The organism is Bradyrhizobium sp. USDA 3262 (assembly GCF_054060035.1).
The window spans coordinates 185,729-206,784 of record NZ_JBSSCT010000001.1 but is presented as its reverse complement, the minus strand read 5'-3'; the positions used below and the strand labels follow the sequence as shown (position 1 = coordinate 206,784).

The 21,056-nt window shown below is 64.4% G+C and carries 15 protein-coding genes and 1 pseudogene; 7 read left to right on the top strand and 9 right to left on the bottom strand.

What is annotated here, in order from left to right:
• Positions 1-52: 52 nt before the first annotated feature.
• Entirely contained in the window at positions 53-1,546 is a 1,494-nt protein-coding gene (locus tag ACVWYP_RS00960; RefSeq protein WP_304497409.1) for a GGDEF domain-containing protein, read from the bottom strand.
• Between the two features lie 115 nt (positions 1,547-1,661).
• Here ACVWYP_RS00960 and ACVWYP_RS00955 point away from each other — a divergent pair, with 115 nt between their 5' ends.
• Positions 1,662-1,919 (top strand): DUF7662 domain-containing protein, encoded by a 258-nt coding sequence (locus ACVWYP_RS00955; protein WP_304497408.1) that lies wholly within the window; start codon positions 1,662-1,664, stop codon positions 1,917-1,919.
• 214 nt (positions 1,920-2,133) lie between these two features.
• Here ACVWYP_RS00955 and ACVWYP_RS00950 read toward each other — a convergent pair whose 3' ends face one another.
• The 4 genes and pseudogenes from ACVWYP_RS00950 to ACVWYP_RS00935 all read right to left on the bottom strand — a co-directional run.
• Positions 2,134-5,010 (bottom strand): EAL domain-containing protein, encoded by a 2,877-nt coding sequence (locus tag ACVWYP_RS00950; RefSeq protein ID WP_028333677.1) that lies wholly within the window; start codon positions 5,008-5,010, stop codon positions 2,134-2,136.
• 120 nt (positions 5,011-5,130) lie between these two features.
• A complete protein-coding gene (locus tag ACVWYP_RS00945) occupies positions 5,131-6,129 on the bottom strand; it encodes an NAD(P)H-quinone oxidoreductase (RefSeq protein ID WP_304497407.1) in 999 nt (332 codons plus the stop codon).
• A gap of 69 nt (positions 6,130-6,198) precedes the next feature.
• Positions 6,199-7,791, bottom strand: a complete 1,593-nt coding sequence (gene metG / locus ACVWYP_RS00940; RefSeq protein WP_456683977.1) for a methionine--tRNA ligase — start codon at positions 7,789-7,791, stop codon at positions 6,199-6,201.
• 31 nt (positions 7,792-7,822) lie between these two features.
• A pseudogene (locus ACVWYP_RS00935) lies at positions 7,823-7,879 on the bottom strand (hypothetical protein); the annotation flags it as partial.
• A gap of 383 nt (positions 7,880-8,262) precedes the next feature.
• Here ACVWYP_RS00935 and ACVWYP_RS00930 point away from each other — a divergent pair.
• Together ACVWYP_RS00930 and rcdA are read left to right on the top strand one after the other, a co-directional pair.
• On the top strand, positions 8,263-8,454 hold the full coding sequence (locus ACVWYP_RS00930; protein ID WP_028340278.1) for a DUF1192 domain-containing protein: 192 nt from the start codon (positions 8,263-8,265) through the stop codon (positions 8,452-8,454).
• Between the two features lie 616 nt (positions 8,455-9,070).
• Positions 9,071-9,583 carry a protease adaptor protein RcdA gene (gene rcdA, locus ACVWYP_RS00925; RefSeq protein WP_069280242.1) on the top strand — a complete coding sequence of 171 codons (513 nt, stop codon included), beginning with the start codon at positions 9,071-9,073 and terminating at the stop codon, positions 9,581-9,583.
• 16 nt (positions 9,584-9,599) lie between these two features.
• Here the strand turns inward: rcdA and pdxR are convergent, their stop codons facing one another.
• On the bottom strand, positions 9,600-11,114 hold the full coding sequence (pdxR, locus tag ACVWYP_RS00920) for a MocR-like pyridoxine biosynthesis transcription factor PdxR (RefSeq protein ID WP_304497405.1): 1,515 nt from the start codon (positions 11,112-11,114) through the stop codon (positions 9,600-9,602).
• A 120-nt stretch (positions 11,115-11,234) separates the two neighbouring features.
• Here pdxR and ACVWYP_RS00915 point away from each other — a divergent pair, with 120 nt between their 5' ends.
• Together ACVWYP_RS00915 and ACVWYP_RS00910 are read left to right on the top strand one after the other, a co-directional pair.
• Positions 11,235-11,861 carry an FMN-binding negative transcriptional regulator gene (locus tag ACVWYP_RS00915; RefSeq protein WP_304497404.1) on the top strand — a complete coding sequence of 209 codons (627 nt, stop codon included), beginning with the start codon at positions 11,235-11,237 and terminating at the stop codon, positions 11,859-11,861.
• Between the two features lie 14 nt (positions 11,862-11,875).
• Positions 11,876-12,493, top strand: a complete 618-nt coding sequence (locus tag ACVWYP_RS00910; protein ID WP_304497403.1) for a LysE family translocator — start codon at positions 11,876-11,878, stop codon at positions 12,491-12,493.
• A gap of 76 nt (positions 12,494-12,569) precedes the next feature.
• Here ACVWYP_RS00910 and ACVWYP_RS00905 read toward each other — a convergent pair whose 3' ends face one another.
• Together ACVWYP_RS00905 and ACVWYP_RS00900 are read right to left on the bottom strand one after the other, a co-directional pair.
• Entirely contained in the window at positions 12,570-15,113 is a 2,544-nt protein-coding gene (locus ACVWYP_RS00905) for an MASE1 domain-containing protein (protein ID WP_456683976.1), read from the bottom strand.
• Positions 15,114-16,214: 1,101 nt separating this feature from the next.
• The gene (locus tag ACVWYP_RS00900; RefSeq protein ID WP_304497401.1) at positions 16,215-16,955 is read right to left on the bottom strand and encodes a phosphotransferase enzyme family protein; all 741 of its coding nucleotides are present in this window, start codon (positions 16,953-16,955) and stop codon (positions 16,215-16,217) included.
• Between the two features lie 458 nt (positions 16,956-17,413).
• Here ACVWYP_RS00900 and ACVWYP_RS00895 point away from each other — a divergent pair, with 458 nt between their 5' ends.
• A complete protein-coding gene (locus tag ACVWYP_RS00895) occupies positions 17,414-17,893 on the top strand; it encodes a hypothetical protein (RefSeq protein ID WP_304497400.1) in 480 nt (159 codons plus the stop codon).
• A 755-nt stretch (positions 17,894-18,648) separates the two neighbouring features.
• On the opposite strand, the gene rpmE is transcribed toward ACVWYP_RS00895, so the two are convergent.
• Positions 18,649-18,876 carry a 50S ribosomal protein L31 gene (gene rpmE, locus ACVWYP_RS00890; protein ID WP_016845230.1) on the bottom strand — a complete coding sequence of 76 codons (228 nt, stop codon included), beginning with the start codon at positions 18,874-18,876 and terminating at the stop codon, positions 18,649-18,651.
• Between the two features lie 194 nt (positions 18,877-19,070).
• Between rpmE and ACVWYP_RS00885 the strand changes: the two genes are divergently transcribed.
• Complete coding sequence (locus ACVWYP_RS00885) at positions 19,071-20,927, top strand: ABC transporter ATP-binding protein/permease (protein WP_304497399.1); 1,857 nt, start codon at positions 19,071-19,073, stop codon at positions 20,925-20,927.
• Positions 20,928-21,056 lie beyond the last annotated feature (129 nt).

Here is a 21,056-nt window from a genome sequence, read left to right as displayed (position 1 = left end):
CATGGGCTTCGTTACGACGGCGAACCGTAAGAACAGTGCGCGCAACTCTCCCTCACGCCACCAGCGCGATCTTCGGCACGGTTGCGAGCACCGACTGGTTGCGGCCGTTGGCCTTGGCGGCGTAGAGCGCCTTGTCGGCGGCCTCGATCAGGTCGGACCATTGCTGGCCCGCGGTCGGCCGCATGCTGGCGACGCCGATGCTGACCGTCGTGATCAGTTCGCCCGCGCACCATTGCTGGACCTTGTGGCGGATGGTCTCGGCCAGGTTGAAGGCCTCGAGCGCGGTCATGTTGGGCAGCAGCACGGCGAATTCCTCGCCGCCGAAGCGCGCCGGGCAATCGCCGGCGCGGCGCACCGCATCCGAAATGCAGATCGCGATCCCGACCAGCACCTGGTCGCCGGCCTGATGCCCATAGGTGTCGTTGTAGGCCTTGAAATGATCGGCATCGATCATCAATAGCGCGACCGGCTGGCCGTAGCGGCCGGCACGGCGCCATTCGCGCTCGATCTCGCCGTCGAACTTGCGCCGGTTCTTCAGGCCGGTGAGGGCGTCGGTGGTCGCCATCTCCTCGAGCTTGTCCTCGGCGTCGGCGCGGCGGACGATCTCGCGGGCGAGGACCAGCGTTGCGCTGAGCACGAACAGGATCAGAAGCGCCATGATCGCGCCGATGCGAATGGCCTCGGTGCGCCAGAGGTTGAAGACGGCCTCGAGCGGCTTGCCGACCACCACGTAAAGCGGCCCGGAGCTGCTGCGCCTGACATAGAGCCGCGGCGTGTCGTCGACCGGGCCCTTGCCCGAGAAGGCGCCGCCCGCCTTCAGGTTCTCGGCCTTCCAGTCCAGCTGCTCCGCGAGGTTCTTGCCGATCACGTCGAGATCGAACGGCGTCCGCATGATGATGGTGCGGTCGTTGCGCAGCACGGTGATGGTGTCGCCCGGCATGAGGTTCAGCCGCCCGAACAGATCGTGGAAATAGCTGAAGCGGATCGAGCCGACCACGACGCCGAGGAAGCGGCCCGCGTCGTCGACGATGCGCCGGCTCAGCACGATGGCGTAGGCGCCGCGATGCAGCATCGGCCGGCTGATGTAAAGGCCGGCATCGGGATTGTCGCGCTGGACCGTGAAATACTCCTCGTCGCTGCGGTTCTCCGGCCGCGGATCGAGGCTCGCCGCGTCAATGGTCAAATTGCCCTTGGTGTCGAACACCTGGATCGCGCCGAAATGTTTTGCGGTCGCGGCGTGATCGAACAGGATCAGCTGGCGCAGTTCCTTGCTGATATCGCGGATCTCCGGCATCTCGAGATTGCTGGCGACCGCGCGCAGCGACAGGTCGTAGAGCTCGATGTTGCGGCTGACGTCGGCCTCGATACCCGACGCCAGATTCTCCAGGGTGCGGCGGGCCAGTTCCTCCTCGCCGCGGCGCATGTCGAACATCACGCCGGCGCAGACCGCGGAGAAGCCGAGGACGGTCGCAACCGACGAGGCGATCAGCAGCCTTGCCGAGAGCCGCCAGCGCCGCCTTGCGTCCTTTCCGCGCCGAAATCGCATGTCCCGCTCCAAAGCGCCGTCATGCATCGGGAATTGTTGTTGTCGCCTTAAATGGCGACAGCAGCCGCCGAATGGGTTAACGGGTGGTTGCCGGACTTTTGTCATCGAGGACGTTGTGAACGACTACGACGCATTGCGGGATTATCTGAAGAAGCAGCATCTGCCCGAATTCGTGCTGACCTTCGAGGAGATCGAGGCGATCATCGACGCGGCGCTGCCGCGCGCCGCGCATCGGGCGTCGTGGTGGGAGACGTTGCGCAGCCCGCAGGAGAAGATGCCGCAGCGCGAGGCCTGCCTCGAGGCCGGCTACATCGCCACCCGTCAGGCCGACGGCAAGAGCGTCAAATTCAAGCGCGTGCCCAAGCCGCGCTAAGGCGCGATCCTGTAAGGTCGGACAGTTATCGCGGAGAAGGTGCGCTCCCTCTCCCGCTTGCGGGGGAGGGCTGGGGTGGGGGCTCTCTCCGCGAGTCGTTCCGTGGAGAGAGCCCCCACCCGTATCGCATCTTCGATGCGATACGACCTCCCCCGCAAGCGGGAGAGGTGCGGCGAGCCCGCTGCAAGATCGATGTTAACTTACTTGACCGAGCTTAGCTCGCGGCTTCCAGCCGTTCCTCGGTGAGGAGCCGGGTCGCGGCATCGGCGTCCATCGGCTCGCCGAAGGCAAAGCCCTGGGCGTATTCGCAGCCGAGCTGGTAGAGCTCGACGGCATCCGAATCCGTCTCGGCGCCTTCCGCGACCACTTCCATGCCGAGATCATGCGCCAGCGCGATGATCGATTTCAGGATCACCGGGCGGGTGCCGCGGCTCGTGGTGCGGACGAAGGACTGGTCGATCTTGATGGTGTCGAACGGGAAGCGCTGCAGATAGGACAGCGAGGAGTGGCCGGTGCCGAAATCGTCCAGCGACAGCCCGGTGCCGAGCTCGCGGATCCGCGCCAGCATCTGGGCGGCGTGCTCCGGGTTCTCCATGACCAGCGATTCCGTCAGCTCCAGCTTCAGTGTGCCGCGCGCCACCGAGGAGCGCGACAGCACGGTTCTGATGTCGTGGATCAGATCGTGGCGCAGCAATTGTCGCGACGACACGTTGACCGACGCGAAGATCGGCTCGCGCGCGCGCATGGCGCGCTGCCACACCGCGAGCTGGCGCGCGGTCTGGTCCATCACGAACATGCCGAGATCGACGATCAGGCCGGTTTCCTCGGCGACGTTGATGAACTCCGACGGCGACATCCGGCCGAGCTTGGGATGGTCCCAGCGCGCCAGCGCCTCGAAGCCGGCGATCGCGCGATCCTCCAGCCGCACGATCGGCTGGTACAGGATCGTGATCTCCTGCCGTTCGATGGCGCGGCGCAGGTCGCTTTCCAGCGTCAGGCGGTCGGTCTTGCGCGCCCGCATCGCCGGCTTGTAGACGTCGATGCGGTCGCCGCCGATCCGCTTGGAATGATACATCGCAAGCTCGGCGTCCTTGATGATCTCGTCGGTGAGCGGCGCTGCCGGGTCGGACAGCGCAAGCCCGATCGAGGCGGTCAGGAAGATCTCGCGGTCGTTGAACGCGATCGGGGCGCGGATCGTCTTGCGGATGGTCTCGGCGAAATTGGTGATCCGCGCCGGGTCCTGTTCCGACAGCAGGATCAGGCCGAACTGGTCGCCGGCCATGCGCGCCAGCGTGTCCTGCGGCTTGAGGATGCGGGTCAGCCGCCGCGCCAGCGTCAGCAGGATGGAATCGCCGACCGCAATCCCGACGGAATCGTTGACCTGCTTGAAGCGGTCGAGGTCGATCACCATCAGGGTCGGCCGCAGGTTCGGCATGGTCTTGGCGAGGTTCGCCACCGCGCCGAGGCGGTCCATGAACAGCCGCCGGTTCGGCAGGCCGGTCAGGTTGTCATGCACGGAGTCATGCAGCATCCGCTCTTCGGAGTTCTTGAACTCGGTGACGTCGGTCAGGGTGCCGACCACGCGCGAGACCTCGCCGTCGGAGCCGACCACCGGCCGCGCCTTGAGCGCGAACCACATGAAGTGGCCGTCGGGGGTGCGCAGCCGGAAATCCTGCACCAGGCGGCCGCGGCGCTGGTCGAGCACGCTGTCGAGCGCGGCGCGGAAGCGGTCCTGGTCGAGCGGGTGCAGCACCTCGAGCCATTTTGCGGCGGGGCCTTCCAGCGTGCCGCGCTTGAGGCCGAGCAGCGCCTCGGTCTCCGGGCTGGTGAACACCTTGTCGGCGGACACGTCCCAGTCCCAGATCAGGTCGCCGGAGCCGGTCAGCGCCAGCGCGCGGCGCTCGACATCCGAGACGACGCCGGTGGTGGCGCCGCCGCCGGCGAAGGCGTGCTGCATCACCGTGAAGCCGATCAGCATCACGATCAGCACCAGGCCGCCGAGCAGCGCGGGGCCGACGATGTCGTTGGTGACGGAGCCTGCGACCGTCATGCCGGCCGCGACCACCCAGACCACCAGCAGGAACCAGGTCGGGATCAACAGCACCGCGCGGTCGAAGCCGTGGGTCGAGAGATAGACGATCAGCGCGAAGCCGGCGAAGGCGATCATCACCAGCGACATGCGCGCGATGCCGGAGGCGACCGCGGGATCGAACAGCGCCAGCGCGACCAGCGAGCCGAGGAAGACCAGCCAGCCGATCGTGATGTGCGAGTAGCGGACGTGCCAGCGACTCAAATTCAGATAGGCAAACAGGAACACCAGCAGTGTCGCCGCGAGGATCGCCTCGCCCGCCGCGCGCCAGACGCGCTCGGCGTTGTTCGACATGTCGAGCACCTTGCCCCAGAAGCCGAAGTCGACGCCGATATAGACCAGCACCGCCCAGGCCAGCGCCGCGGCGGCCGGGAACATGATGCTGCCCTTGACCACAAACAAGATCGTGAGCACGAGCGCGAGCAGGCCCGAGATGCCGATCACGATGCCCTGGTACAGCGTGAACGAGTTGACCTTGTCCTTGTAGGCGTCGGGTTCCCACAGATAGAGCTGCGGCAGCTTGTCGGTGCGCAGTTCCGCGACATAGGTGACGACGGCGCCGGGATCGAGCGTGATGCGGAACACGTCGGCGGTCGGGCTCTCCTGCCGCTCGGGACGATCACCGACCGACGGCGTGATGGTGGCGATGCGCGACAGGCCGAGGTCGGGCCACAGCAGGCCTGACGACACGATGCGATAGTGCGGCGCGACGATCAGGCGGTCGAGCTGGTCGTCGGTGTTGTTGGCGAGCGCGAACACCACCCAGTTCTGGCCGCCTTCGCGGGCGCGAACCTCGATGCGGCGCACGATGCCGTCGGTTCCGGGGGCGGTGGAGACCTGGATGCGGTCGGTTTCACTGCGCTGATGGTCGAGAACCGCCGTCAAATCGATCGCCGGCGCATCGCTGCGCACGCTCACCGCGTCGATCGCATACGCGGCAGGCGCGGCGGCAAACATCATGAGGCCCAGCGCGAGCAGCGCAAGGCACCTGATCAGACGCAATGTCAGTACTCCGCGATCGACAAACTGACCGGGCCCGGCGACCGGCCCGGCGGTGGCGCGATAAATGACACGAAAGCGAAGGGAATCAAAGGGTTTCCGCCCCTGCTTCCGTCGCGAGGGTTAAACCACCAACACAATTTTGCCAATATGTTCGCTGGTCTCCATGCGCCGGTGCGCGTCGGCGGCCTTTTCCAGCGGGAATGTGCTGTCCATCAGCGGTTTGACGCGTCCTTCGCGCAGCAAGGGCAGCACCTTTGCCTCGATCGCCGCGACCATCGCCGCCTTGTCCGCATTACTACGGGGGCGCAGGGTCGAGCCGGTGTGATGCAGCCGCTTGACCATCAGCTTGGCGAAATTGGCCGTGGCCTTCGGTGTTCCCGACAGGAACGCGATCTGGACGATGCGGCCCTCGACGGCGGCGGCGTCGTAGTTCCGGTCGATATAGTCGCCGCCCACCATGTCGAGGATGACATCGGCGCCGTTGCCGCCGGTGGCCTTTTTCACCGCCTCGACGAAATCCTCGGTCTTGTAATTCACCGCGTGATCGGCGCCGAGCTTGAGGCAGGCGTCGGCCTTGTCCTGCGAGCCGACGGTGACGATCACCTTGGCGCCGAACGCCTTGGCAAGCTGGATCGCCATCGTGCCGATGCCCGACGAGCCGCCGTGGATCAGCAGCGTCTGCCCGGCCTTGAGCGCGCCGCGCTCGAACACATTGTGCCACACCGTCATCAGCGTTTCCGGGGTAGCGCCGGCTTCCTGCATCGACAGCGAGGGCGGCACGGTCATCGCCTGCGCGTCCTGCGCGATGCAATATTGCGCGTAGCCGCCGCCGGCGACGAGCGACATCACCTTGTCGCCGATCTTGTGCTTTGCGCCTTCGCCGAGCGCGACCACTTCGCCCGCGATCTCGAGGCCGGGCAGGTCGCTGGCGCCGGGCGGCGGCGGATAGGAGCCGGAGCGCTGCGCGACGTCAGGACGATTGACGCCGGCGGCCGCGACCTTGACCAAAATCTCGCCGGCCTTCGGCACCGGCACCGCACGGGTCTCCGGCACCAGCACCTCAGGGCCACCCGGCTTGCTGATGGCGACGACGGTCATTTGCGCGGGCAGGTTTGGCATGGTCGGTCCCTGGTCAGTGGAGAGGATTGGCGGATGGCATACCGCCTTTTCCACCGAAGCGAAACGCCATTAAGCCCCGAACCGCGCCGCGAGCTGGCCGGCTCTCTCAGGCGTGATCTTCTCGACCAGCGGTCCGAGCCTTGCGACCGGCGTGCCCGCGCCGCGATCCAGCAGCGGGAGGATTGGGCCATTGGGCCAGCGCGGCACGGCATCGCTCTGACCGAGCGCGCCGAGCACGCGCTCCGCGAGGTGAGGCGCGATGCTCCACGCCAGCGTGGCGCAGAGCGCGACAAGATTGAGCCCGACGCGGGTGACGACGGCCGCGCGTGCCGGATCGGACTTGATGGCGGACCATGGTGCCGCGTGTTGCAGGTAAGCATTCGCGGCGTCCCAGATCGCGCGGGTCGTTGCCGCCGCTGCGCGAAACTCCAGTGCGGTGTGATGGCGGTGCAGCGTCGCGATGCGCCGCTCCAGATCGTGCGCCAGCTGTCGTTCGGCATCACCGGGTACGCCGCCTCCGGGAAAGCGGCCATCGAAGGCGCGATGCGCAAAGCTGATGATGCGGTTGGCGAGATTGCCGAAGATGTCGGCGAGATCCTTGTTCACGTCGGCAACGAACCTGGCGACGCTAAAATCCGTGTCGGCGCTTTCTGGCGCGTTGGCGATCAGCCACCAGCGCCAGAGATCGGCGGGCAATTCCGTGAGCGCCGCATCGGTGAAGACGCCGCGCTTTTGGCTGGTCGAGAACTTGCCGCCTTCGTAATTCAGCCAATGGAATCCCTTGATCACATCGGCGGTCTTCCACGGTTCGCTGGAGCCGATCAGCGTCGCCGGAAAGCTCACGGTGTGGAACGGGATGTTGTCCTTGCCGAGAAACTGGATGTAGCTGACGTCATCGGCCTGCCACCACCATTGCCGCCAGTCGCGGCCCGGCGCGGCGTCGGCCCATTCCTGCGTCGCCGCGATGTAGCCGATCGGCGCGTCGAACCAGACATAGAACACCTTGCCGTCGAAACCTTCGCGCGGCACCGCGATGCCCCAGGCGAGATCGCGCGTGATGCAGCGATCGCGCAGCTCCGCATTGAGCCAGCCCTTCGCGGTCGACACCACGAAGGGTGGCCATCCGCTGCGGCTGTCGATCCATGCGCCGATTTTTTCGACCAGTCGCGACTGCCGCAGAAACAGATGACGGCTCTCGCGGATCTCGAGCGAGCGGTCGCCTGAGAGTGCCGAGCGGGGATCGATGAGGTCCGGCGGGTCGAGTAGCGTGCCGCAATGGTCGCATTGATCGCCGCGCGCGCCAGCGTCGCCGCAATGCGGACAGGTGCCGAGCACGTAGCGGTCGGGCAGGAAGCGGCGGTCGGCGGGCGAGAACACCTGTCGCGAGGTGCGTGCTTCGATCAGTCCGGCGTCGTCGAGCCGGCGATAGAAGTGCTGCGTCAGCGTATGATTATGCGGCGAGCTGGTGCGGCCGAAATGATCGAAGGAGAGGCCGAAGCGCCGGTAGATGTCGGCCTGGATGGCGTGCTGCGCGTCGCAGAACGCCCGGACATCCTGTCCGGCCTCGATGGCGCCGAGCTCCGCCGGCGTGCCGTGCTCGTCGGTCGTGCAGATGAACAGCACGTCGCAGCCGATCTGCCGGCGGAAGCGGGCCGTGGACATCGGCGGGCAGCAGCGAGCCGACGAGATTGCCGAGATGCTTGACGCCGTTGACGTAAGGCAGCGCGCTGGTGATGAGAATCTTGGTCATGGGTTAAGGTCTTTCGCGTTCGGTGATGCCGACCCCCCAAGAGAAATTCCGACGAAATCAAATCGGAAAATCAAAAAGCCCTCCCGCGTGACCGGAAGGGCTTGGGGTCGGCTCATGCCTGGCGCGCAGGCGCGCAACTATCCCCTCCGGTCAGACTCCTTGCGGTCGGGCCGGGGCATTCGCGTCAGATGTTGCGCGCACACGAAAGTCACTGCAAAATTCTCCTCGAGCATGATCCGGAAAAGTGCGAAGCGGTTTTCCGAAAAGATCATGCTCAAACAAAGAGCTGAAGCCCGATGACGATTCAACCCAATCTCATCGCGCTTTGGGACATCTACCAGCTCTGGACGCACGGCGCCAGACCAGCATCGCGGGGAGGACACATGCCGATTGAGGATGAGGACCGGCCGCGGAAGAAAATCAGCCACGAGATCGGACAGGATCTCTCGCTACTGTCGGTCGAGGAATTGACCGAGCGCATCGCGCTGCTCACGACCGAAGTCGATCGCCTGAAAGAGGCGATGACAAAGAAGCGCGCGTCGAAGGATGCCGCGAACGCATTCTTCAAGTCGTAGCGCTGCGATCTCATTGCTGTCGTAGCCTGGATGAAGCGCAGCGCAATCCGGGGCAGTGTTATCCACAGATGGGCGTTTCCCGGATTTCGCTGCGCTCCATCCGGGCTACGCCACTGCGATTTTGTTCGACGCCGCCCTCAATCCGTCATCCTGAGGAGCCGCGAAGCGGCGTCTCGAAGGATCGACGGCCAATGGCCGGGCCGTGCATCCTTCGAGACGCGCTACGCGCTCCTCAGGATGACGGAATACGCGTTCGCGCGACCCGTTGGCTCCGTCCGGACTACGAAGAGACCTGTCCCAAACTAGGTCAATGGCCGACATGGCAAACAAAAGCGTCAAGAAATCCGTTCATTTACGATCGGTTAAGCTTTCTCGATTATGACTGCATTGTCCTCGTTTGGACACCGAGTGGCTCCTGTCCACTCTGTTTGACGCCTCCCTGTTATCAACTTCAAAAGCCGCCGGAAACGGCGGCTCTTTTTTGTGCGTCCTATCCGCTGGAAACCATAAATCCGGTTGCGGCTGGACTCTTCGGCGCGCCCGCGCAATGATTTGTTCATCATAAGCTGGCGCGTCAGATGCCAGCGGGCGTTACGATGGTGTGAGGGCGTTAACCATGGCCGATCGTTCCCAGAGCGAAGCCGGGCTTGTACTGTTCAGTGAGCGGCTGACCAATTCTGCGGCATTCGGCGTGCTGTTCCGGGAAGGCATGGACCTGGTCGAGCAGACCGCGGCCTATCTCGACGGTGACGGACGTGCCGAGGCCAAGGCGCTCGAACGGTCCGTGAGCCTGACCTATGCCACCGAAAGCATGCGCCTGACCACGCGGCTGATGCAGCTCGCGTCCTGGCTGCTGCTGCATCGCGCGGTCAAGGAAGGCGAGATGACGCTGACCCAGGCCAATCGCGAAAAGACCAAGGTCAAGCTGTCGGCCGCCGATCCCGGCCCGGTCGACATGGTGACCAAGCTGCCGGAGCAATTGCAGCAGCTGATCGCCCGCTCGATGGATCTGCAGGCGCGCGTCCGCCGCCTCGACACCACGATCCACGCACCGGCGCCGGATCGTTCCTCGATCGGCAACCCGCTGGTGCCGCAGCTCAACCGCCTCAAGGCCGCGTTCGAGCAGTAAAGTCCAAGCTGCAAAATCAGTGTGAGGCCTCAGCACGGCGTGGCTTGGCGCGCCGCTGTGACGTGTGCTGATCGATCACGCGTCGTAGCCTGATTGCCGCCGCCTCCAGCTCCTCCGGCTCGAAGCCGCCGAAGCCGAGCATCAGGCCAGGCCGCGGAGCTGCCTTGTACATCGGTGAGATCGGCCGCACGACGATGCCGTCGGCCAGCGCCGATTTCGCCAATTGCACGTCGTCGACGCCGCGCGGCAGCCACAGCAGCAGATGCATGCCCTGGTCGCACGGCTGCAGCGAGACATCATCGGGCATGTGACGTTCGAGCGCCGCGATCAGCGTCGCACGCCGTGCGGCGTAGACGCCGCGAATGCGTCTGATATGCGCTTCGAACAGTCCCTCGCGCATATAGGCCGCCAGCACATGCTGGTCGGCGGTTGGCGAATGCCGGTCGAGCAGCGCCCGCGCGCCGGCGAAGGCGTCAATCAGCGGCGCTGGCGCCACGACGTAGCCGAGCCGCAGCGACGGAAACAGAACCTTGCTCAGCGTGCCGAGATAAATCACCCGCGATGGGGCGAGGCCCTGCATCGACGGGAAGGGATGACCGGCATAGCGCAGCTCGCTGTCGTAATCGTCCTCGACGATCCACCCATCACGTCGTTGCGCCCACGCCACCAGCGCATTGCGGCGGGCCATGCTCATCGGCATGCCCAGCGGATATTGATGCGACGGCGTCACGAAGGCCGCGCGCGCATGCGGGCACGCGGCGACGGCGGCTTCGACGTCGATGCCCTGCGCATCGACCGATACGCGCGTGGTGAGGAGATCGAGATCGTCGAGCACGGCGGTCATGCCGGGATAGGCGGGATCCTCGGCCCAGACGCGATCGCCTGACGACAGCAGCACGCGGCCGGCGAGATAGAGGCCTTGCTGGGTGCCGGCCGTGATCACGACCTGCTCGGGCTCGCAATGCACCGCGCGGGATTTGCGCACATAGTCGGCGATCGCCTGCCGCAGCTCCATCAGGCCGCGCGGATCGCCATAGCTCGCAGGCGCCGCCGCGCGCGATGCGCGTACGCGGTTGCCGAGGCGGCGCCAATGGTCGTCGGGCGCGACCGCGCCGCCGGGGACCGCGATTGCAAACGGGACTTCCGGCATCGGCGTGAAGGCCGCCGCCACTTTGGCAAGCCGCGCCGCGCGCGGCGGCAGCTGGATCGGCGTTGATTTGTTCGGGTTGCGATCGACCACGACGGGCCGCGCCTGCTCGGCAAGCGTCGGCGCGACGCGGGTGCCGGCACCGACCTGCGATTCCAGATAGCCCTCGGCGAGCAACTGCTCGAAGGCTTCCGTGACCGTGCCGCGCGCAACGCCGAGCGAGGCCGACAGCGCGCGCGTCGACGGCAGGAATTCCCCGGCCTTCAGTTCGCCGCTCGCAATCGCGGCGCGCAGGGCCTGCGCGATCTGGCGCCCGACCTGTCCGGCGGCGCGGTCGACGGCCCGGAGCGAAGGGATGCTGATCGTGGTGCGCAGGCGGGGCATAGTGGAGCAATCAAGATGATCGAAAGTGGCTCTTATCATAGGCCACTTCGGCGCTATGGTGGAGCAGCAATTGATGATGCCTGCCAAAGGTCTGCCAAGAGGTTTGCCAAGAGGTCTGCAATGTACCTGCCGCCGCATTTCAAGATCGATGAGCTCGGTCCGATCCACGCCGCGATGCGGGCCTCAAAGCTCGCGACCCTTGTCACCGCAACCGCCGATGGCCTGATCGGAACGCCGCTGCCGCTGATCCTCAATGAGAACGAGGGCGACTACGGCACGCTGTACGGTCACGTCGCGCGGCCCAATCTGCAGTGGAAGCTGCCGGCGGTCGGCGAGGCGATGGCGATCTTCATGGGGCCCAGCGCCTATGTGACGCCGTCCTGGTACGCGACCAAGACCGAGCACGGCAAGGTGGTGCCGACCTGGAATTACGTCGCCGTCCACGCCTATGGCGCGGCCGAGTTCTTTGAGGATGCCGAGCGCCTGCTCGACGTCGTGACCCGGCTGACCGAGCTGCACGAGACTTCGCGCCCGGAGGCCTGGCAGGTCAGCGACGCGCCGGACGATTTCATCAAGGCGCAGCTGCGCGGCATCGTCGGCTTCCGGATGCCGATCACGCGGATCGACGCCAAGAAGAAGATGAGCCAGAACCGCAAGTCCGAGGATCGCGCCGGCGTCATCGCGGGTCTTGGCGCCAGCGACAATCCGGTCGACCGCGAGGTTGCGGCGATGATCCCTGGGAACTGAGACGAACGCCCCCGATGGAATTGTACCTCGCCTTCGCGATCACGACCGCAACCTTCGCGCTGATCCCGGGCCCCGCCATGCTGTACGCTGCGGCCCGCACTTTGGCGGGCGGCAGGCGCGCGGGGCTGATGGCCTCGCTCGGGCTGCATCTCGGCGGCTATGTCCATGTCGTCGCCGCGGCCGCCGGCCTCGCTCTGCTGTTTCATGCGGTGCCGCCGCTGTTCATGGCGATGAAGCTTGCCGGCGCGGCCTATCTGGTCTGGCTCGGACTGTCGCTGTTCCGCGACCGCGACAATGCAAAGCGCCCCACACTTGCGCCGCTCTCGGCGGAGCGCGCCTTCGTGCAAAGCATCGTCGTCGAGGTGCTCAATCCGAAGACGGCAATCTTCTTCCTGGCGTTCCTGCCGCAATTCGTCGATGCGTCGGCCGGCCTGCAGGTCTGGGTCCAGCTGTTTCTGCTCGGCACAACGGTCAATCTGACCTTTTCGGCGGTCGACATCGTCTGCGTGTTCTTCGCCAGCGCCGTGATGTCGAAGCTGCAGCGCTCGAAGCGGTCGCAGCGCGTCATGCAGCGGATCGGCGGCAGCATCCTGGTCGCGCTCGGCGTGCGGCTGGCTTTCCAGGATCGCTAGCACCATCAGCGGCGATGGTGCGGATCAACGCTTCGTCAAGCTGCGCGACGAGCAGCTTCTGCAATGGCGCGACCGGTCAATTTCTGCGCGAGGCTTCGGTCGTGCTTGACGCCATGGGCGTGCCGGATGATCGCGTCGGTCGCGGAGGCGCGAGATCGTGGATAAAATCTCTCAGTGCCTCGGTATCGAACGGCTTGCGGAGTATTTTCAGACTTGGCGGAGCCGCTTTTGCGGCATCGCTGTAGCCGGTTGTAAGGGCTATCGGCAAACCGGGGTATCGCGACCTGACTTCTCTCGCGAGCCCGACGCCATCGATGGTCCCGGGCATGACGATATCGCTGAAGACGAGATCGATCTTTGTACCGGCTTCGAGCAATTTCAGCGCCGCTTCGGCCGAATCTCGATAGATCGTGTCATAACCCAGATGCTCGAACAGCGAGGATGTCACATCCGCCACTTCTGGGCTGTCGTCGACAACGAGAACCGTCTGCCGCTGCGGCTGCCTTGCTCTTGTTCTGGCAGCGGCCAGCTCTTTGCTGGTGATTTGCTCGTCCGCGCAGGACGGCAGGTAGATTGTAATCGTTGTTCCCTGTCCAACCTTGCTGTCCGCCGTCACCGTTCCGCCGGCCTGATGCGCGAAACCATAGACTTGGGACAAGCCGAGCCCGGTGCCCTTGCCGACCTCCTTGGTCGTGAAAAACGGATCGAACATCTTGGACAGCAGGTTTGGCGGAATGCCGGTGCCGGTATCGCCAAGCGCTATCGCAAAGAAGGCCTTTGCGCGGCGATCGCCGCCGGTTTCCTGGTTCGCGGTCACCGCATGGACGGATAAGGTGAACGTGCCGCCGCTTGGCATGGCATCGCGCGCATTGACGGCGATGTTGACGATCGCAAGTTCCAGCTCGGCGAGGTCCACCTTGACCGACGCTACGCCCTCGCCGACGTTCTCGTTGTACACGATGTTCCCGCGCAGCGAGCTCTCGATCATGGTCCGCATGTTCTTGATGGACGCATTCAGGTCGACGACCGTCGGGCTGAGATGCTGATGACGAGAGAACGTCAACAATTGGCGGGTGAGGCTCTCGCCGCGTTTGGCCGCGGTCTGTATGGCTTCAATTGCCTTGGGCAGTTTTGGATCGAGCAGGCGAGTAAAGATCTGGGCACTGCCTCCGATGATCATCAATAGATTGTTGAAGTCGTGTGCAATCCCGCCGGTCAGCTTGCCGATTGCCTCCATTTTCTGCGACATCGCGAGCTGCTCGCGTGCCTGAACCAGCTTCTCCTCCGCATCGCGTCGCTCGGTTGCGTCGCGCAGAATACTGATGAAGCCGATCAGATTTCCCGCGTCATCATGGCTCGACGAGACCGAGCCCGTGATGAAGAACGGCGTACCGTTCTTTCTAATGCGCCAACCCTCTACGTCGTACTTGCCTCGTTCGATTGCCGTCTCCAGCGCGTGTGTTGGCGAACCCGCGCGTCGTTCATCCGGCCGATAGAATATTCCAAAATGCTTGCCTATGATTTCTTCCGAGGTGTAGCCGATGATTTTTTGAGCGGTGCTATTCCAGCTCGTAACGTGTCCTTCTCGATCAAGCGCAAAAATCGCATAGTCGACGACGCCTTCGATGAGGGTTTGGAAGTGCCGTCTGATGCTGTCCAGCGCCGAGGCGTTCCGTTCAAGTTGACCGTTCAGTTGGTCCTGCACGGAAAGCAGATGGGCTTCCGTGGTCTGGCGCGTGGCAATTGCCGCAGCCAGGGCAAGAGGGGGCGCCGATACGATGATCGAAAGCACGAGCAGTGACAACAATGCGCCGCTCAGATCCGTCTTCGGAAACGGATCATTACCGGACGCGAACCCCCAGACTGCCATTCCGGTGAAAATGAGCGCAGCCGTAGCCGCGGTGCATCGATTGCCGCGCAGACCGGTCCAGATCAACGGGAGCAAAGCCAGAAAGCCCAGCAGGCTGCGATGCGGCAACGGCAAATTGAGATCGTCGCTGATGAGGTCACTGCCGATGAGCGGGCTGTAGGCTGCGATCCCAATGAGACCAGCGAGGGCGGGAACAGCGATCGATTCCAGCAGAGCCCACCTGGAGGGAATCCGTAAGGGCATCATCGCCCAGAGCACGATGACCGGAGCAATCACCAGGGTCGCGGCTGCGTCGGCAAGCCACCAGGTCAACCCGGCGGCGACGGAATCGGGAAAGCCCGGTTCGTTGACGAAGATGAATCCGGCCAAAGCGGTGGATGAACTGATCATCGCGGTCGGTACAAAGGAAATGCCTGCAAACTTTGCGACGCCGGATGGCGTGGCAAACGTCTGGCGACCGTTCGACCAGCGTCCGATCAGCCATGTCCCGGCCAATGCAGCAAGGAGGGTGCCGATCCCGGCGGCGACAAACTCCAGGAGCGATCGGTCGGTCATCAGGTAAGGCGCGACGGCGCCCACCAGGATCGCGGGCCAGACCCGGTACCCACGCAGCAGCATGAGCGCGAGCGCAACCCCGGTTGGCGGCCACAGCGGTGTCGCGGCTGGATTGATAGCGGGAAGGAGATGTGCGGAGGCCGCAAGGCTCCCGTAGATCGCGGTGACAATAAAAACTTCGATCGAGTAGGTCACAGCGCTCCGAGCATCGCCAAAGGCGAAAATGCCGGCCTTATCGAACCTTGCCCGTTCCATCACAAGCCTTTGCGGTGGGCACCTCAAGAATGCGGTAGGGAACGACCTGGCACCTGGTCCAATGTCACCCGAAGGAGGGCGATTGCATTTTCACCATGTCGATGACCCCTGCCAAACACTCAACGCAGTTTTGACCAAAGCATGGCCGCTGGATCGAGAGTAGGGGGCGCCAACAACTTCGTCACAGGGGCTATGGGGCAGGATCGCTGACCTAATGGCGAGGGTCCTGCAAAATCGATCCGATCCCGCTGCGTGTCGGTGTCGCTCAAGTGACCGCTTCGGGTCAAAGGCGAATATCGGCAAGCGCCCTTCGAGCTCAGCTTTGGGCCAGGAGCAAACGCCGGAACGGCGCGAGCGGTCGGCGTTCTCTCGCCGCCATGTCGACCCCGAGACACCGGCAGATATTTCTTCAACCCTAGGTAGCCAAACCCGGGCTGCATGGTACCGTGCGCTCGTCGGGACGGCATTTCCGTCCCGGATTTGGGAGGGCCATGTCATGAAATTGCCGTCGAGCCTTGTCGCGCCTTCAGCCGTCGCTGTGTTGTCAACTGCCTGGCTGTGCGGCCCGGCAGCGTCGCAAACAGATCCCGCCAAGCCGCTTCCGTCCATCACGGTCGAGGCACCGAAGCCGGTGGCAAGGCCAAATCGTCCGACCCAGGTGGTGACCACAGGGGCACCTCACCGCAGATCGAGAACCACCCAGGCGTCATCGTCAACCGCTCGAGCGCCGGCACCGGATTCAGTGCTGGGCAGGATTGCGGCGCTGGAGAAAGTCGCCAGCAATTGCAACGGTGGCTGCGAATCGAGCCTCCCGCATGGCAAGGACCCTTGGGTCGGGTGTAGCGAGTCGACGGGCGGACAAACCCACGGACCGTTCTCGTCGACGTGCCGAGACAACCTCACCTACAAATCCTACGTCGATTGCGTCGAGACCAAATGGTTCCTGGGCGAGTACCGAAACAGGGCCTGGTGGCTTTGCAGCAGCCTGCAGGCCGCCGGGAAGTTTAAGGTCGCCGAGCTCAAGCGATCGAAACGTCCGCACTAGACCGCTCGTACGTCGGCAAGTCGCTTGATTGCGTACGCGTCGTCCCAGCAGACGGCGGCCTCCCATGCGGCCGACGCCTGCGCGGCGATGTCGTGCGCGACGCCGTCGAGACCGGCGGCATTGTGGGGCAGCACCAGGTCGAGATCGGGGACGTCGACATGCGACTCGTCCCAGTCGATCAGTGCGACCCGATCTGCGGTTACGCGGATGTTGCGCGGGTTGGGGTCGCCGTGGACGACGCAGGTCTGACGTCCGGCGAGCCGCGCCCACGCGGCGCGGCATCGGCCAACGCCCTCAGGCGGCATCGCGCCGAGGTCGATCTTCGTCCCGGTTTCGGCGTGCAGCAGGTCGGTCGACGATCGCCAGCCCGGGCGCTGCGGCCAGTGCTGCGTCAACCGATGCAGCCGGCGGAGCGTGTCGGCCGCGCAACGCCAGTCGGCCTCCGTCTCCGGCGGTCCGCCCTCCACATATGTCATGACCACCAGACCGTCCGCGAACAACCGGCCGTCTATCGTCGGGATGGGCACCGGCACGGTGAGACCTTCACGATCGAGGTATTGGAGGAGCTTCGTCTCCCACGCGAGATCAGCGTCGCTCCTCGTACCGAGACGACCGACGGCGCGGTGCCCGTGGATGCGCACGCTCCACACGTCGTTCGCGACTCCGCCAGTGAGCGGTTCGATGCGAGTTACGTCTTCACCCCACTGCCGGAGTGCCTCCCATCCCGCTGACGACATCAAAAGCATTCCTCATTGCGTTGGCCGGCAAAAGACATTTAGCGGCAGTCACCTAGTGGCCCGCACCCGCCGGAAACAGAGGGGCAGAGCATGTCCGCTCCGCCCAGATGGCGGACCGTGCTTTCCATTTTTGTACGACCTAGCAGAAGCTGTACGGCTCGCAAGTTGCCGCTGCGACGATAGATGAGGGGTAGCCTTGGTTCGACCGACGTGAATGCGTTCCGAACAGGTGAGGGTCCGATCCTATGCCGGCCAGCCAGTCCGACAGCCGGAAGGCGCAAACGACCCTAAGCGGCCACTCGGTCGGACGCGGTAAGCGTGCCGAAACGGGGTTGCCCCTCTTCGCGCCGGCGGTGTCAACCGCCACAACCTGCTGATCTAGATCAAAGTAGTCGATCCAATGCGGAATAACTGACTAACGGGGCTGACATTTAAAACGATTTCAGGAGGGGAATGCCATGCACAGGTATGCATTAGCCTTACTCATCGTTGGTTCTCCATTTTCTGCATTTGCGGCTGAGCTTCCAAAGGAGGGCAGCTACGACTACATCGCCTGTTGGTCAGGCGTTAATAACACGATCACGTTCTCCAAGACCCACACCGGATCAAGTTTTGAGTTGACGGGCACCGTCCGCAGCAATCCTCCCGGGGGCATGTTTGACAAAAGCACTTTCCGCTGCGTCGGGATGAATGCATCACTTGACGGGAAGATCACGGGGTCCAACGTTTGCGAGTCAATCGATGTGGACGGCGACAAGCGGCTCTCATATTTTTCGACCGGCGATGGAAAGACAACCAGGACGAACCTCGCAGGAACTGGAAAATACGAAGGCATGGTCATGGTAGGCACAGTCGAACCGCTGGGGTCTTTTCCGGTCGTCAAGGACGGAACGTTTCAGAGCTGCAATCATCAAACCGGTACGTATAAGCTGAAGTAACACGAGCAGCGAGAATTTGCCGTCGCTTACCAAATCTGAGCGGCGGCTATTTCGCTCCCTAGAATGGCGGCCTTATCCGTCTCGCCGGTCGAGCGTTGTTGCCGCGGGCTAACGGAAATAGAGCGAAGACGTATGCGGCTTTCTTCCATTGCGCCAAGGGCGGCTATTGACCAAAGGCGACATTCAACGCTGGTCCTACCTCCCGCGTTGTTTATTGCGCGGGACCCATGGGTGCGATCGGCACCCGGCTTTCCCTGCGCCCTCTGCTTTCGGAGCGGCGAAACGAAGAGCAAAGCTCGGACAGATCATGTCGCGAGAATTTGGAATTACGACCCACTGGCCGCGCAACACATTCGGTGTCGTCCCGGCCTGGAGCCGGGACCCATAACCACGAATGCTCAATGTTGCGCGACGCCGTGGCCACAGCCTTTCTTCAGCAACACAACCCTGTGGTTATGGGTCCCTGCTTTCGCAGGGACGACGATTGTGGATGGAGGCCGTGCGATACATTCGCTGTCGTCCTGGCGAAAGCCAGGACCCATTACCCCTAATGCGAATTGCCTCGCCATGCTGGGGCCGCCTGTTCCTCCAACAACACAAGTCGGTGGTTATGGGTCCTGGCTTTCGCCAGGACGACGCATCGGGAGGATCGCAGGCTCGTTCAGCCCGCCGATCTGCACCAGCGCCAAAAACAAAAACGCCCCCGAGACGGGGGCGTTTTGCGTGTGATCGCCGGGGCGATTGCGAAGCGGACTTTAGTCCTTCTTGAGGAAGCCCGAAAACTTCTTCTGGAAGCGCGAGACGCGGCCGCCGCGGTCCATCAGCTGCTGGGTGCCGCCGGTCCAGGCCGGGTGCGACTTGGGGTCGATGTCGAGGTTCAGCGTGTCGCCTTCCTTGCCCCAGGTCGAGCGGGTCAGGTACTCGGTGCCGTCGGTCATGACGACCTTAATCGTATGATAATTCGGATGAATATCGGCTTTCATGACAGTTCCTTCGGCGCGCCGGCGCCCGTCTCAAGATGTCTGGAATACGGGATTTGCGCGGGTCTATAACCCATGGAGCCCGCCAAAACAAGCCAAGAAAGGGCCTAAGCCCATCACCGGATTGGGACTTTACCGGATTTGCCAGCGGGGGGTCGGCGGGCCTATGTGGGGGGCGATAGAACCGGTCTAGATTGATGAGCGTAGCCGAACAGCTTGAGACCCCGCGCGGCGCCCCGCAGCCCCCGCGCGACGCGTTGCTCGATGAGGAAGCCTTCATCGAGAGCCAGATCACGGAGCCGGCGAAGAGCCGTGCCCGGTTGCGGCCGTTGCTTGCGCTCGCGCCCTATGTGGCGCGCTACAAGGGCCGGGCGATCCTCGCGCTGATCTCGCTGACGATCGCCGCGATCACCACGCTGATCGTGCCGGTCGCGGTGCGGCGGATGATCGACATGGGCTTCACGCCCGAAGGCATCGCGATGATCAACAGCTATTTCAGCGTGATGATCGCGGTCGTCGCGGTGCTCGCCTGTGCCAGCGCCTCGCGCTATTACCTCGTGATGACGATCGGCGAGCGCATCGTCGCCGATCTCCGGCGCGACGTGTTCGCGCATCTGATTTCGCTGTCGCCCTCGTTCTTCGATTCCGCACGGAGTGGCGAATTGGTGTCGCGGCTCACCGCCGACACCACCCAGATCAAGTCCGCGGTCGGCGCGTCGGTGTCGATCGCGCTGCGCAACCTGATGCTGTTCTTCGGCGCCGCCGCGATGATGGTGATCACCAGCCCGCGGCTGTCCGGCTTCGTGCTGCTCGCGATTCCGATCATCGTGATTCCGCTGGTGGCGTTCGGCCGCTGGGTGCGACGGCTGTCGCGCACCGCCCAGGACACGCTGGCCGATGCCAGCGCCTATGCCTCGGAGCTGGTCAATGCGATCCGCACTGTGCAGGCCTATACCGGCGAGCGGCTCGCCAGGACGCGCTTTGCCGGCGAGGTCGAGCAGGCCTATCAAGCCGCGCGCAGCTCGACCAAGGCGCGCGCGGTGCTGACGCTGATCGTCATCTTCATCGTGTTCGCCAGCGTCGTCGTGATCCTCTGGGTCGGCTCGCACGACGTGCTGGTCGGAACCATCAGTCCGGGCCGGCTCGGCCAGTTCATTCTCTACACGGCGTTCGCCGCGAGCGGCCTCGGTCAGCTCAGCGAGGTCTGGGGCGAGGTCTCGGCCGCATCGGGCGCCGCCGAGCGGCTGTTCGAGATCCTGCGCGTCAGGCCGCAGATCGCGGCGCCCGCTTCGCCGCGCGCGCTGCCGCAGCCGGCACGCGGCGATGTCGGTTTCGACAATGTCAGCTTCGCCTATCCGACCCGGCCCAACGCGCTGGCGGTCGACGGCGTGTCGCTCTCGGTACGATCAGGTGAAAAGGTCGCGATCGTCGGCCCGTCCGGCGCCGGCAAGAGCACGCTGTTCCATCTGCTGCTGCGCTTTTACGATCCGAAGTCGGGCACGATCTCGCTCGACGGCGTGTCGATCCGTCAGGCCGATCCGGCCGAGGTGCGCGCGCGCATCGCGCTGGTGCCGCAGGATTCCGTGGTGTTCGCCGCAAGCGCCCGCGAGAACATCCGGTTCGGCCGGCCCGATGCCACCGACGCCGAGGTCGAGCGCGCCGCCGATCTCGCCCATGCCACCGAGTTCCTGCGCCGCCTGCCCGAAGGCTTCGACGCCCAGCTCGGCGAGCGCGGCGTGACGCTGTCCGGCGGCCAGCGCCAGCGCATCGCGATCGCGCGCGCGATCCTGCGCGATGCGCCGCTGCTGCTGCTCGACGAGGCGACCTCGGCGCTCGACGCCGAGAGCGAGACGCTGGTGCAGACCGCGCTGGAGGAATTGATGCGCCACCGCACCACGCTGGTGATCGCGCATCGGTTGGCGACCGTCTTGTCCTGCGACCGCATCCTGGTGATGGACCAGGGCAGGATCGTCGAGCAGGGCACCCACGCCGAGCTGGTCGCCGCGGGCGGCCTCTACGCCCGGCTGGCGCGGCTGCAGTTCGAGGGGATTTGAGCGAATTGGGCCTCGGCGCGCTTCGCCTATGCGATTCCTATGCGATCGGGCGCGCGCGCCCCTCGAAAACCTATTCCCACGCAAGGATAGTCGCGCCGCGCCTGACCTCCCTCGACAGCCGAAGGAGGT

What these genes read in the sequence shown, in the direction of transcription:
- ACVWYP_RS00960 (WP_304497409.1), bottom strand. Translation starts at nt 1,546, where the DNA reads ATGCGATTTCGGCGCGGAAAGGACGCAAGGCGGCGCTGGCGGCTCTCG.
- ACVWYP_RS00945 (WP_304497407.1), bottom strand. Translation starts at nt 6,129, where the DNA reads ATGCCAAACCTGCCCGCGCAAATGACCGTCGTCGCCATCAGCAAGCCG.
- metG (WP_456683977.1), bottom strand. Translation starts at nt 7,791, where the DNA reads ATGTCCACGGCCCGCTTCCGCCGGCAGATCGGCTGCGACGTGCTGTTC.
- ACVWYP_RS00930 (WP_028340278.1), top strand. Translation starts at nt 8,263, where the DNA reads ATGCCGATTGAGGATGAGGACCGGCCGCGGAAGAAAATCAGCCACGAG.
- rcdA (WP_069280242.1), top strand. Translation starts at nt 9,071, where the DNA reads ATGGCCGATCGTTCCCAGAGCGAAGCCGGGCTTGTACTGTTCAGTGAG.
- pdxR (WP_304497405.1), bottom strand. Translation starts at nt 11,114, where the DNA reads ATGCCCCGCCTGCGCACCACGATCAGCATCCCTTCGCTCCGGGCCGTC.
- ACVWYP_RS00915 (WP_304497404.1), top strand. Translation starts at nt 11,235, where the DNA reads ATGTACCTGCCGCCGCATTTCAAGATCGATGAGCTCGGTCCGATCCAC.
- ACVWYP_RS00910 (WP_304497403.1), top strand. Translation starts at nt 11,876, where the DNA reads ATGGAATTGTACCTCGCCTTCGCGATCACGACCGCAACCTTCGCGCTG.
- ACVWYP_RS00900 (WP_304497401.1), bottom strand. Translation starts at nt 16,955, where the DNA reads ATGTCGTCAGCGGGATGGGAGGCACTCCGGCAGTGGGGTGAAGACGTA.
- ACVWYP_RS00895 (WP_304497400.1), top strand. Translation starts at nt 17,414, where the DNA reads ATGCACAGGTATGCATTAGCCTTACTCATCGTTGGTTCTCCATTTTCT.
- rpmE (WP_016845230.1), bottom strand. Translation starts at nt 18,876, where the DNA reads ATGAAAGCCGATATTCATCCGAATTATCATACGATTAAGGTCGTCATG.
- ACVWYP_RS00885 (WP_304497399.1), top strand. Translation starts at nt 19,071, where the DNA reads ATGAGCGTAGCCGAACAGCTTGAGACCCCGCGCGGCGCCCCGCAGCCC.